This is a genomic window from Pseudoalteromonas sp. '520P1 No. 423' (assembly GCF_001269985.1).
Lineage (GTDB): Bacteria > Pseudomonadota > Gammaproteobacteria > Enterobacterales > Alteromonadaceae > Pseudoalteromonas.
Window position 1 is genome coordinate 1,359,805 of the sequence record NZ_BBZB01000001.1, and the last position, 13,844, is coordinate 1,373,648.

12 protein-coding genes are annotated in these 13,844 nt (G+C 36.1%); all 12 read right to left on the bottom strand.

The annotated features are described in order from the left end of the window. Positions 1-161 precede the first annotated feature (161 nt). Positions 162-2,258, bottom strand: a complete 2,097-nt coding sequence (locus PSA_RS06155) for a hypothetical protein (protein WP_042146541.1) — start codon at positions 2,256-2,258, stop codon at positions 162-164. Between the two features lie 87 nt (positions 2,259-2,345). After that, the gene (locus PSA_RS06160; RefSeq protein ID WP_042146543.1) at positions 2,346-2,972 is read right to left on the bottom strand and encodes a hypothetical protein; all 627 of its coding nucleotides are present in this window, start codon (positions 2,970-2,972) and stop codon (positions 2,346-2,348) included. Between the two features lie 96 nt (positions 2,973-3,068). Beyond that, positions 3,069-3,485, bottom strand: coding sequence for a hypothetical protein (locus PSA_RS06165; protein ID WP_042146546.1), 417 nt, complete (start codon positions 3,483-3,485; stop codon positions 3,069-3,071). Between the two features lie 2 nt (positions 3,486-3,487). Beyond that, positions 3,488-3,814, bottom strand: coding sequence for a hypothetical protein (locus tag PSA_RS06170; RefSeq protein WP_042146548.1), 327 nt, complete (start codon positions 3,812-3,814; stop codon positions 3,488-3,490). Beyond that, the gene (locus PSA_RS06175; protein WP_042146550.1) at positions 3,811-4,452 is read right to left on the bottom strand and encodes a hypothetical protein; all 642 of its coding nucleotides are present in this window, start codon (positions 4,450-4,452) and stop codon (positions 3,811-3,813) included. The genes PSA_RS06170 and PSA_RS06175 overlap by 4 nt, the downstream gene beginning before the upstream one ends. Before the next feature lie 88 nt (positions 4,453-4,540). Next, positions 4,541-5,233 carry a PspA/IM30 family protein gene (locus tag PSA_RS06180; RefSeq protein WP_042146552.1) on the bottom strand — a complete coding sequence of 231 codons (693 nt, stop codon included), beginning with the start codon at positions 5,231-5,233 and terminating at the stop codon, positions 4,541-4,543. A gap of 24 nt (positions 5,234-5,257) precedes the next feature. Then, a complete protein-coding gene (locus tag PSA_RS06185; RefSeq protein ID WP_042146553.1) occupies positions 5,258-5,671 on the bottom strand; it encodes a YjfI family protein in 414 nt (137 codons plus the stop codon). A gap of 90 nt (positions 5,672-5,761) precedes the next feature. Then, entirely contained in the window at positions 5,762-7,429 is a 1,668-nt protein-coding gene (locus PSA_RS06190; protein ID WP_231665331.1) for a polyamine aminopropyltransferase, read from the bottom strand. A gap of 141 nt (positions 7,430-7,570) precedes the next feature. After that, entirely contained in the window at positions 7,571-8,461 is an 891-nt protein-coding gene (locus PSA_RS06195) for a DUF350 domain-containing protein (protein ID WP_042146557.1), read from the bottom strand. Positions 8,462-8,519: 58 nt separating this feature from the next. Continuing rightward, positions 8,520-9,473, bottom strand: coding sequence for a hypothetical protein (locus tag PSA_RS06200; protein WP_042146559.1), 954 nt, complete (start codon positions 9,471-9,473; stop codon positions 8,520-8,522). A 177-nt stretch (positions 9,474-9,650) separates the two neighbouring features. Continuing rightward, on the bottom strand, positions 9,651-12,725 hold the full coding sequence (locus tag PSA_RS06205) for an efflux RND transporter permease subunit (RefSeq protein WP_042146561.1): 3,075 nt from the start codon (positions 12,723-12,725) through the stop codon (positions 9,651-9,653). Beyond that, positions 12,725-13,810: an efflux RND transporter periplasmic adaptor subunit gene (locus PSA_RS06210; RefSeq protein WP_042146562.1), complete on the bottom strand. Its 1,086-nt coding sequence runs from the start codon at positions 13,808-13,810 to the stop codon at positions 12,725-12,727. Before PSA_RS06210 ends, PSA_RS06205 begins: the two co-directional genes overlap by 1 nt. Between the last annotated feature and the right edge of the window lie 34 nt (positions 13,811-13,844).

Below are 13,844 nucleotides of genomic sequence, written 5' to 3' on the forward strand. Positions count from 1 at the left end.
CCAGTTAAAATTGACTTAACTGTTTATATCTTGATACCAATGCTATTGAAATTACAACGAAACGCATTGAAATTTCGATAACCATGATAAATGAAAAGCCTAAATTGAATATCAAATCACACAATAAAAAATCATGTGATTTGAAGTATGTTATGGTTCAATTAAGAATCTTGAGCGCCATTTTTTTTATTATTGGAATTAAAAGTAGAGCCCAATAAGCTCATTAATTGTGATTTATCTGCTTCCGATGAATTAGCAAATTGATTCATCAGTTTTGTCATGCTCATATTTTTCAAGGTTTCACTTGAACCTTGAGCACCTGAAATCACACCTTTTAAATCTTCAATGATGTTACGTTCACCACTTAAATGATCTTTAAATGCTGATTGCACAACTTTGCTTTCATCAACAAAACCATCAATAGATTTACCTAAGCTGATTGCTTTCATGAATTGATTAAAGAACTGACCATCACCACCCATAATATTAATATCTGCTGAACCTAATGCTTTAGCCATAATCTCAGCTTGATTAGCTGAAACATGTTTATTCGCTTCAATAGAGGCTAGTGATAATTCTTTCTTCTGATTGAGTTGTAAGGTGTAAGTTTCGTAATCTCTGGCTTCAGGACTCATTGCATTAAGTGCTTCAAGCTTTTCTTCTAAGCCTTTTGCTTCAGCTGTCATCATACGCTCTAAGTTAAGCGCCTCAGCTTCGCCTTGTTTCTCTATTGCCAGTGCCATCGCTTCCTTAATTTCAGCATCGACTAAACCAATTTCTTTATCACCTTGCGCTTGGGCTTCAAGCTTTTGTTTAAGTACTTTCGCATCAACTTCGCCTTGTACTGCACTAGCCTCGGCTTTTGCTTTAATTACATCTGCTTCAGCTAGACCTATGGCTGCACGTTCTACTTTGGTGGCTTCAGCTAATATCTTCTTAGATTCAGCATTTTGATTTGCAACACGTAATTGTGCTGCCGCTAAAGTTTCTTGCTCTTTTGCTTTATATTCAGCTGATTGTTCTGCGGCTTTAGCTGCTTCTATATCTTTTACTAATGCCTGTTCAGCTTCTGCTTTGGCTGCAATAATAAGAGATTCTTTTTGTCTTTCTGCTTCTGAAAGCGCTTGTACATCTTTGATGCGTTCCTGCTCTTGAGCAACTGTTTTTTCAACCGCGATACGATCGCGTTGTACCTCAGCTATTTCTTTACGTTCAACTTCCAGTGCTTTTTGTTTATTAATGGTTAATATTTCAGTTTCTTTTTCACGCTCTATTTGTTCTATTTGGCGTGCTTTTAATACTTTTTCTTCTTCAATGGCTAAGACACGTAAACGATTTTGTTCGGCAATATCAAGCTCTCGTTGTTTGTTTTGTTCCGTAATGCCAATCGCTTCATCAGTTTGCATTTTAGCTTGCTCTGATTTTAAACGCTCTTCTTGCTGAACGCGTTCTGTTTCAGCTGTTTCACGCGCTTTTACTGTTGCAACTTCTCTTGCTTGTCTGGCTTTGGCATCTTCTTCTTGGCGTGCTAATTCTAATGCTTTTTCATGTGTTTCAGCATTTTGCTTTTTGATTTGAATATCTTCTTCGTTTTTTAGCTGATTAGTTGCAACATTTTGTGAAGCTGTCATTTCAGTGATACGGCGTATACCTTCAGCATCTAAAATGTTTTGTGGATCTAACTTTGAAATCGCAGTCTGCTCTAAATAATCTATCGCCACATCTTCTAGGGTATAACCCGATAAATCTTGACCAATCACTTCTTTTATTTTGTCTCTGAATTGATTTCTTTGAGTGAATAATTCAACAAAATCTAGCTGTTTACCGACTGTTTTAAGTGCTTCAGAGAATTTTGCTTCAAACAGCTCTTGTAGTGTTTCAGGGTAAGATGCGCGTACACAACCTACTTGCTTAGCGACACGTAAAATATCATCTTTATTTTCGTTAACTCTAATATAAAATGTAATTGTAATATCGGCACGAATATTATCTTTACAAATTAAACCGCCTTTATCTTTGCGTTCTAATACCATGCGCTTGGTTGAAATATCCATTACTTCCATTTTATGGATCACAGGATATACAATTCCGCCTGTGGTGGTGACATCAGGCTCATTTTTCATTTTATTAATGATTAATGCTTGGCCTTGATCTACCTTGCGATAAAACTTACCTACGATTAGTAAAATGGCAAAAATAATTGCGATACCGATACCAACAAACGTTAATATTGGTACTAAATTGTCTAAAAAATCCATGTTGTTTCCTTACTAAATGATTATATGTTGCTTTTGTTAGCTATTTAAATGACTTAAATTCAGCTGATTAGTTTATATATTATTGGTTTATGACCAAGGTTTTGGTGCGATAACGTAACTACGAGAGTCAACTAAGTGCTCTATTAATAGTGCGGTATCACCGAGATTGAATTGATGGGTTGGATCTTGAACTCTGATTTCAATTAATTGTTCAGCCCCTTGAAGCGTGACTCTCGCTTGGCCAAATGTCTGGGTTACTTTTGAGGTGGCAATGGTACATTCTAGGCCGATAAAATCATGTTTATTGGCTGTTTGTTTACTGGTAAAAAAGCGTCTTAATGGTTTGGTAATTAGCGCGCTAATGGGAAGTGATATGATGCTACATGCAAATATAATGAGCGCACCAAAAACATAATATAATGAATGTGATTTAAACTCAGCTAAAAACCAAGCTTGACTATAAATGCTGATTAACCAGGCAGTCATAATTATTATACTAGCTGAAACCGTTAAAGGTACTTCACTTAAGCCTAAGTTATTAAATATTCCTAAGGTACTTGCTGTATTCGCTTGGGTTTCGAGTTCAACATCTGCTTCAAACATATCTATATCGGCTAAGCCAACGATTGTGACTAACCAAAATAAAATAACTATGATTAATAACACTGAAAATACAACAGTTGGAAAGATCAATGCGGTATTTAAAAATTCCATTTTATTCCTTTTACATTTTTATTAGTTTAATCATTAAACTTTTATTATTTTATGTAATATATTATTCCCATAATATAAATTGATTTTAAATAAAAGTTAAGACTTTTCATCAGGATAATGCTTATCTATCGCTTTTAAAGATTTTAAAAATAAACCTAATCCACCCATACTCAGCACTAAAATAACAATTAAATCAAATGAACTCATACTTGCAAATGAAAAGCGTATAGAGCTAATAACACCAAAAATTAAAGCTGTAATTGAGCCTAATGAGAGTATCCAACCTAATATGTTTCTACTGTTATAAAATACGAGTCCAATACCAAATATAAAAGGGATCATTACCATGCCACTGGTTATGCTTATACCTGAAATGCCATACAAGCGGGTACCCATACCAAAAGATGAGCTCACCTTAATAGCGTTGAGTAGCATATAAAACCCGCCACTCATCATGACTAAACCAATAAAAAATTGGCCTATGCCACCTGACGTTCCGCCTGCACCTTTCATACTTATTCCTTGTTATCGTCTATTGCATACTCAATTAAAATATCTGCTACTTTCTGTTTAACTGCGCGTTTATCTTCGGTATCGACACCAAAGCGAATGGCTAATTGTTTAATCTCGTCATCATTAAGATTAAAAGATAACCTTTGTCTGGTTTTTTTAGATTTAACATCTAAATCTAAAATCTTTCGGATCATATCTGAAGGCGTTAACTCTTCATCTATCGCCTGTTTCTTAATATTTTTTTGCACTTCACTGCTTAAATCAAAAGCCATTTGCGTTGCACGGATCGCTTGCTCTTGTTTTAACCACTTTTCTTCTTTTTTGATCATGTAGCGCTACCAGGAAATAGGTCTACGATATCAGTGATAGGGCGCGTCAGTGTTAATGATACTTCTGTATCACCACCATCCCAAATCTCAATATTAAGGCTATGGCTTTCTTGAGGCGACATTAGCGTAATCATTTCACAAGGTTCACCACTTTCACTTTCATAACGTGGTAATGCTAAATTACGAAAATCTTGTTTATGAAAGTATGCTACATAAGGGTTTTCGGTTTGTTTATATTCGTCAGCTAAGAATTGACTAAATTGGCTCGGTTTATCGTTGGTTTTTAAATGTGTTAAATCTTCTTCATCAAAAATACGAGAAAATTCATCTAAAGTGAAAATTGCATCTACATCTTCTCTTTGAACTTTTATTGAAAAGTTAGCCCATTGTTCGCCATCTTCTTTTTCTATTTGTAAAAATACAACTTGACCTGAATCTGTTTCTAAAACAAATTCGGTATCTGAACTGCGTTCATATTGATAAGTTTGCACATCTGCTACTTTGAGCATTTGGCCTTTAAGCCAAGCTGGATAGGCAAAAGAATCGATGACTTGCAGCATATCACCAGATTTTAACTGACTGGCATCATTAAGCTGGCGTTCGGGTTTATTTTTTTTTGATTTGAAGAAGCTAAACATGGAGTGTTCCTTAACTAGATGTTTATAGAGTTAAAGTCAGAGCAGATAAGTTAGCGAGCGAACTCGCTAACCTTAAGGTATTTAAAACTTACTTACCTTGTTTTGCTTTAATACGCGCTAAAATATCGCTATTTTTGGTATTGCTACCGCCAATACCTGCTTCTGCCATCTTAGCTTTTAAATCATCGCCGTTAGCCGCTGATTCAAGCTGTTTTGCTGCAGACAGTTCATCTTGTCTATCAGCTTGTCTTTGCTTGATACGATCAAGAGAAGCGCGCGCTGAAGTCATTGAAGATTCATTTGTATTTAGTGTGCTATTAACTGCCATTGTTGCTTTTTGCACGCTTTCAGTGGTTTTAACCATAGTTAATTGACGCTGATTTTCCTTGATGGTTTTTTCTGCTTCTTTAACTTGTTGCTTAAGGGCAACAATATGATTACTAAAACCCGCTAGCACTTGTTCTTGCTCTGCTTTTTCAGTTTCAAAATCACCAATCTTTTCAGCAATTTCAATTGCTAATGCTTCGTTATCTTGGCTAAGTGCTTGGCCTGCATATTCTTCATGCTCGCTAATGCTGTCATTTAAAGCGCTTACTTTACGTTTACACTGCATTTCTTTAGCCATTACTTCAGTTAAGCTTTTTTTCGCTTTTTGTAATGCGTTTTGTGCATCAGCAATTTCTTGTTCGAAAATACGGATACCATTAGCGTCAACAATTGATTCACCTACTTCTCTTGCGCCGCCACGTACTGCTGTAAATAATTTTTTAAGTATGCTCATAATCTTATCTCCTGGCCTAAACCATTATTCATTTAAGTAAGCTGTGACCGCATCTAATGCATCAATTGCGTTGTCAGCTAATGTTACTAATTCATGTGTTATATCATCGAAAGATGAATTAACTGATAAAGCACCAAAAATGGCATATTTATCATCAACCTTTGCAAATGCACTTAATGGAATTGGCACGTTTAATCTAAGTAGTGCTTCATTAAGTTCATCTTTTAATTCTGCTTTTACTTCGCTTTCAGAAAACAAGTAACTAATGCAAAGCAGTTGTTCGTCAGTTTGTGTTACAAAAATGGGTAACTCATCATTACCATCAACAATTACTTGAAGGACTTCCTGTTCGCCTTCACTTGCAATTAGAAAAGACTCAAAACTAACACCTTCTGCTTCGAATGTTGCTAACTTGATTGAAAGTTCATTTAATTCCATCTTCTGTTCCTTTGCTATAAATGACATATTATGTCTGAGTTAAGAATTACACTTGCGACATATTATGTCAACAGTAAAGTGCAAATTAATTTAGTTTTTATACAATTCAGATTCACTTTGCCAAGCTTGACTGTGATAATCATACAGTACACCTGATCCTAGTCTATTGACTTCAATAGACTTAATTTCATCAAAAAAGTTTCGTGGAAAGATAAATGAAGCAAGAATATATTCTTTGCTTAACCATGGTGATTCCACTGGTAGTTGTTGCAATTTTTCAATACGCTGACTGGCACTTTGTCCTGAGCGTGTTGCAATCGTCCAACCCCATTGGCCAAAAGAAGGGATATTTTGCTGGTATTGTTCAACATGTAAAAAACCAGAAAACTTAACCGTTTTGGCGATGCTTAAAAAAGCACTTTGGGCATGATAAGGTGAGGTAGATTGTATTGCTAAGGCACCATCTGGTGCTAATAATTGTCGAACCTGATTATAAAAATAGTCACTATATAGTTTATTTAAATCAGGATGATTAGGATCCGGTAAATCAATAATTATTGTATCAAATTGTTTGCTTTGATCTAATAACTTTTCTACTTCTAAAAAAGCATCAGTTGCAATGATATTCGCTCTAGGATCGCTCATCGCATTTTCATTTAACTTAACCACACGCTGTTTTATATAGTTAGGTATTTCGAATTTTTCACTTGAATATTGCTTATTTTCAAAACCAAATAAAGTCAGTAATTGCGCATCTAAATCAATTAAAGTCACCGATTTAACTGGCCACTTAAGTGCATCTCTTAGTGCTAAGCCATCACCGCCGCCAATAATTAAAACATTTTCCTGGCGATTTGATGCTGCCATAGCAGGGTAAACTAACATTGAATGATACAGTTGTTCATCAGCACTGGAGAATTGTAACCGTCCGTTTAAATAGAGATCTGTTATTGGTTCATTTTGATTTTTTAAAAAGCGCTCCGTCACCACTAAATGCTGATATTTTGTTGATTGAGAATAGATTACTTTGTCTTTATATAACACGCTGCTTAAATCTTTCATCCAAGTTGTGCCCATCACTAATAGCAGGCTGAATAAGCATAACAATATAATATGGCAAACAAATAAAGACTTTGCATAACGGATATGGCTACGATATTTAGCTAAAAAGATAAATCCAGCCACGATATTAAATAAAGCAGTCCAAGCAGCAGCTTGCATTATGGGCATAGATAGCATAATAGTGACCCAAATAGCCGCACCTATACCTGCACCTATGTAATCAGCACCATAAATCGTACCTGCATTATTTTCTAAAAAACGACCATATACTTGTTGTCGCACTCGGGCGATAAGTGGGATCTCCATGCCAATAAAGATGCCTAATATTAAACCAAATACATAAGGCATAAATTGCGCGACATCTTGCATTTTTTCAAATAAATAACCATCAAGTAGTACGTTAGGTGGTAAGTTGAATGTATCGGAAAGGGTGTGAGGCAAGGTGTAACTAATGGCAATAAGGCTGGCGATAAATAAAATACAACTCATGCCAATTAAAGCAATTAAAGCTTCTAACCATGCAAAAGCGGTGAATGCGTCTTTAAACCAGCGTGCTAAGAATGCACCTATGCCCATGGCAACTATCATAGTGCCGATCATGGCGTATATAGCGCTTTCTACGGATCCTAAAACACGCCCAGCATAGTGAGAGAGTAAATATTCATAAATAAGGCCACAGCCAGCAAGGATTGCCATTACTGAAATTAGTAATATATCGTGAAACCATAATGTTTTTTTAGACTGTGTTAATGTTGAGGTATTCAATAGGGTTAAGCTCAGATCAATGTGAGGGAGTAGCTCATAAGTATTTATTGCTTATGAGCTATGAAATGTAGGTTAATTACCCAATAAAGTCGCCATCGTTAAACCAATCGCAAATGAGGTTGTTGCTGAAATTGCTGCAACACCTACATTCTTTTGACGGTTCACTTCATCTGAAATATCAGTACCAGATAAAATAATTTTTATAGTGATTAAATGCAGAAGAATAAACATCACTAAACTAAAAATAGCCGCGCCAGCCCAGTAAAGTAAGCTCATATTGATATTATCTGCATTATAAGGCGCAAGACCTGTCGCTGCTGTAATCGCTAAACCACTACCAATTAAAAAGCCTGCGTAACGTACACCAACAGCTAGATTATTATCTTTAATTGCTTGTTGTAAACAATCGCCATTTTTATTTGTGCGTTTGAATAACTGCACACGATACTGACTGACTAATAACATGATGATATTGCCTATGATAAATGCTGCAATCACGATAGGCAGTCCATGCCAGCCTTCAGTTAATACCCAAATTAGTGCCGAGCGAATCAGTATTGCGACAGTAACGATATGACCAAATTCAATTAGTGCTGCAGTTACATTGCCTTTTACAATCTCAAAATGTAAATCAACTTTACGTAGTGCCACTTTGTCTTGAAAAAAATGTCCAAGTTTAATTAAAGCGATACCTACTAAACCATAACCACCCATTTGCATCGCTTCTTCAAGTAAAGTATCTGCAAAGTTACCACTTGTAATTCCTGTTAATACGATAGCTAAACCAGCTAGGCCTGCTGCAAAACTTAAACCAAATGCAAAGTTATCACGTTTTGTAATTTCATCATTGGCATGTAAATTTGAGACCCAGCCTTTAATAAGTTTTAAACTTACAAATAGGGCTATGATGACGATAAAGTCTATGGCGAGTGCTTGCGCTGTCCATAATGTTAATCCGTTCATATTATATTCTCCAAAAAATTCTTTATTTAAATTCGTTAGTACCAGTATTTTTTATTGGTTATTTACCGCGACTGACGCCACGTGAAGTACGGCTTGAGCTATTTCGAACAGAGCCTGAACTCTTTGAGTAGTTGCTTTTTGAATAACTACTTCTGGTTTTTACTGGGGTATAACTGCTTCTACTTAAACTTGAAGCACCTGAGCGTTTTTTAGCGTAAGGGCTGGTGAATTGCTTACCTTGGCGCTTGTATGATTGCTTAGTGCGGGTTTCAATTTTTTGCTGTGTTTTATATTGATTTTTACTGGTATAACGTGAACGGCCATAGTCGTTATAATAACTATAACGACGCTTGCGGCTCCATCTATCGTAGCTTACGCCACCAACAACATCGCCAAACATACGGTACATGCCATACCATTGCCAAAAGCTAATACCGCTAGAGTTAGTTTGCCAATTACCATAGTTAGGGTTGCCTATCATTTGGCTACCAGAACCAAAGTTTTCACCTTGGTTTGCGGCATCTTCAGCTTGTTTGCTGATCGCACCCACACGGGCTAAATTGCCCTCAGACATATCAGCTATTACATTTAACGGATCTGTTAAAGCATCACCAAATATGCTGAGCTTGGCGGCTTCTTTAATTTTGGCTAATCTGTCTAATTGGATATACGCATTATCTAAGGTAACAGGCTCGTTTTTTATATCATTTAAGCGTGTTGTTAAACCTTGAAATAATGGACCTTGAGTTGTGGCATCTTGTGCAACTAAACTACTTATTTGTGAGATTTTAGGTAAGTTATTTTGTACATAGCTATCATATTCTTTTAGCAGTTTAGCGTTACGGATATAATTATTATCCAGTGCTTTTCTTAAGCTTGCGATTTCTAATTCAGTTGAATTAATTTCTAACTGAACAGATTTTTGGGCTTGTTCTTCTTTAGACTCACAGCCTAACAGAAAAATTGAAAAGCAAAAAAAACTAAAGAGCTTCCAGGCATTAAAATTCGACATTCATTGTCACCTTTTATCAGCATTAATTTATAGAGATTATTGAATAACTCTAGTTTTGCATAACCCTGAATTTAAACCAAGTTTTTTGGACCTAATAATGTAATTTGATGTTTTGAGAGCGAGTAGTTTGCGGGACTAAATAGCTTATCTAAATTTTAGATAAGCTATTTAGTAGGCTTAACTTGCAGGTATTTCGCTATTTTCAGGCGTGAAAGCAAGTTTAGATTTTTTTGCTATCAGTAATTTATATGCCACAGGTACAAAATAGAAAGATAATATGGTTGTTAATGCTGTACCGCCTGCAATTGATACTGCAAATGGAGGCCAAAAACCACCGCCAGCTAATATAAGAGGCATAAAACCACCTACTGTCGTGATTGTTGTTGAAGTAATATGCCTGGAGCTATTCATCACTGCGGCAATAATTTTTTCTTGATCTTTGCCCGCATTAGTCGCACGCAGCTCAGATAAAATAACAATGGCGGCATTAATTGCTAATCCCATTAAGCCAAGCAGACCGATAATCACAGTAAAACCAAATGGAAAACCGCCTAAGTAAACACTTAATAAACCTAACATCGCAGCTTGAATAGCATTAATGAGAATTAAAAATGTGATGGTAAATGAATTAAAAGAAACAACCAGCACAGTGATCAGCAATACTGCAATAATACCTACAGAAGCGATTAGTTGGCCTACTGCTTCGTTGCGTTTTTGTGATTCGCCACCTATTTCTAATTTGTAGCCTGGCGGTACTTTAAAATCAGAATTAGCTAAAATTTCTTGAAAGTCATTTAATACTGATTGTGGAATAATGTCTGTTTTTAAATAACCTTCAACAACATTAACCCGTTCGCCATTTCTGCGCTCTATGCTGCCTCTCGATGGTTTTAAACTGAGCTCTGTAAAAGCTTCAATGTTTAATGCTTGGTTTGCTAAAAAGTTAGTTGAGTTGAGTGCTTGCGTTGAGCTTCTGTCAGCATCAGATACTCTCACCCTTACTGGGATAGTTTCAGTTTGTTCTATGATACTACCCGATATCACACCATGATATTGCGACTGTAATTGGTTGGCTAAATCATTTAAGGTTAATCCGCTTTGTTTTAATGCTATTTCATCCGCTTTTAACCAAAGCTTAGGATTGCCAGACATGAGTGTCGCACGGGTTTGAGTTACATTTTCATGTGAGATTAATAAAGTACGTAGTTCTGATCCTAATGTATTTAATGTATCAAGGTTAGGGCCATAAATTCGCATTTCAATTGGCGCATTAAATGGAGGGCCTTGTTCTAATTTCCTAACTATAATTTGTGCCTGTGGAAATGCAATATCTAGCTCAGTTTGCAGTTTAGGGATCAGTTTATTGGCAACCTTAAAGTTAGCTACTTTAACCATAGCTTGGGCGTAGTTTGATGCGCCACGGCTTCGAGGTTTTATATTGTAATAAAAGCTGGGGAAGTTATTGCCTATCATCCAGTCTAGTTTTTCTATTCCATCAAACTCCCTGATAAACTGATCAATTTCTAAAGTTGTTTGTTTGGTATTTTCTATGCTACTGCTTGGTGATAAACGCATTTCAATATGAAACATGTCACGATCAGATGGTGGGAAAAATTGTTCAGTCAGTTGTCCCGCGCTTAAAAAACCTAACACTGGTAACATAAATACTAATGATAATGTTCGTTTCGGATGATTTAAGCTCCATTTTAATGAAACTGTAAATTTTTCTGATAACTTAGGTAATCGAATTCCTCGCCCCAAAATGCTATTAGGCTCTTTACCATTGATAAATTGGCCTGCAAATACAGCGATTAAAGTGTGAGATATTAAATATGATCCAATTAAAGCGAATATTACGCTTAAGGCAATGCCACCAACAAATTCACCTGCTGGTCCTGGCATAAGTACAATCGGCGCAAATGCTAATATTGTTGTTAGCGTTGACCCTAATAATGGCATCCAAAAATGTGAGACTGCAGTTTGTACGGCTTTTAATGCAGAGTATCCTTGCTGGCGATACCTTTGTATTGAGTCGGTCATAACAATTGCGTTATCTACCATAATACCCAGTGCGACAACTAAACCTGTTACTGACATCTGATGTATTGGTAAGCCGTAATATTGCATCGTCACTAAAGTAAATAATACGGTGAGCGGTAAAGCTGAACCAACGATGATCGCGGCTTTAAAACCTAAAGTAAGCATTAAAACTGAGAGTATAATAATAAAACCCACCAAAATATTACTTAGCAGTTCGCCTAATCTATTTTCTGTATAGGGTTGTTGATTAAAAATCTCCTTTAATTGCACTTGTTCAGGTAGATTTTGTAAAAAAAGGTTTTTGCTGTCATCTACATTCTTTGAAAAATTGTCGATACGAAGCCTAGGTAGCATGCGTGCCGCAACATAAACGCCTGGCTGACCATCAATTAAAGCAATATCAAATTGTGGTGTTTTAATTGATTTTGTAATACTTGCTAAATCTGATAACTGATATTGGCTGCCAGTCTCACTACTGGTAATGGGGATTTGTTCAATGCGCGTGATAGAGTCAAAAGCGCCTGTTACCTCTAACTGAATTTGTGTTTTATTATTAACTAAGGTTCCCGCTGCAACTTTTGAGTCAGCCCCTTTAAGTGCGTTTGCTATTTGTTGTACAGAAATATTTAATATGACTGCTTTGTTTGCGTCGATTTCAACTAATACTTCTTCTTCAGGCTTACCAAAAAAATGTACAATTTCCACACCGGATACATTACGTAATTTACTTTGCAGCTCTTTAGCATAACGGTTGATAGTAGAAAGTGATACTTGTGGTGTGTTACCTGTTAACGCGAATATTCGTGTATACGCATAGCCTTTTTCATCATCTAATTGAGGCGTACTGGCTTGGGTAGGTAATTGAGTTTGTACATCGGCTAACAAATCTCTTAATCTTGACCAAATAGGAATAGGATCAATAACACTATCTTTTAGTTCAATACTGAGTACTGAAATACCCGGTCGTGAAGTTGAAACGATGAGTTTTATTTCTTGTTGTGCTTTTAATTTTTGCTCTAAAACTTCACTTAATTGTACTTCAATGCGCTCAGCGCTGGCACCAGGTAAAAAAGTAGTAACAGAGGCAAAGCGATTGGTGATCCTTGGATCTTCTGTTCTTGGCAAGCTGCTAATCGCAGCAAGCCCACTAACGCATAATAAAACAATAATTAATGCTTGCAGACGAGGGTGTTCAAATAGATATTTGATCATTAAAGCTCACCTTTTAAAGTCGCTTTATCGGCAAGTCTGGTTTTAACAACTTTGACCGCTATGTTAGTGCTTACTTTGTGCAGGCCATTGGCTACAATTTTACTTTTATCGGGTAAGGAAGTGCTGATATAAGCATTTTTACCATCGGTATATATCACCTCAACTATGATAGGTTTTAAGCGAGATGTACCGTCTTGTTGATTTATATGATAAAGATTCCATGTCCCACGGATACCATCTGTTAATGCAGATAAAGGCACCCAATAACCTAAAGCCTGTTTATTCTGTTTTATTTTCAATCGTGCAACTTGACCTGCATAAATAGGCGCATCATCAGGTAGCGAAAATCGCATTAGCAGGGTATGTGAAATAGGGTCTAATTCTGCACCTGTACTGAGCACTTTTGCCATATATTCTTTGCCTGAGATAATGACAGGCATATGCGTTTGTATTGTATGTTGCAAATGTTGTGGCACACCTACTTGAATTTGATTATGGCCGTTTTTTAATAAACGAATAACTGGCGTGCCTGGTGCGACAATTTCACCCGTAGAAACAAATCTTTGGCCTAAAATACCGTCAAAGGGGGCTTTTAAATGTGATTTTTCTATTTGTAGTTCGATACCTGAAATAGCGGCTCGAATTTCACTTTTATTCGCTTTAAGAATATTAATTTGTGTATTGATTTGGTCGAGGTTTTGTTCAGCTGCGTAATTTTGTTGTTTTAATTTTACTAGTCTTTTTAGATCTTGTTTAGCAAGAGATAATTCCGCTTCCAACCGTTTGAGATTCGCTTCAAGCTTTTGTTTTTCAATATTAAGCAAGCGGGTATCTAAACTGATCAGCGTCGTGTTTTTAGAGACTTTATCACCTTGGTCAAAATGAACTTTGTTAATTTTTCCAGAAAATTCAAAAGCGAGTTTTGCATCCTGCTGTTTAATTATACGACCGCTAAAGTGGCGCTCTACTTGGTAAGACTCTTTTTGTTGTAATGTCATTGCTTCAATATTGACAATGTTTTCAGCACTTAAAACACTCAAACTTATAAAAAATAAACTTAAAAAAGCAAGTAGTTGGTTTTTCATTTTACCTTCCAGGTGAAATCAGAAAAAGTTCTAC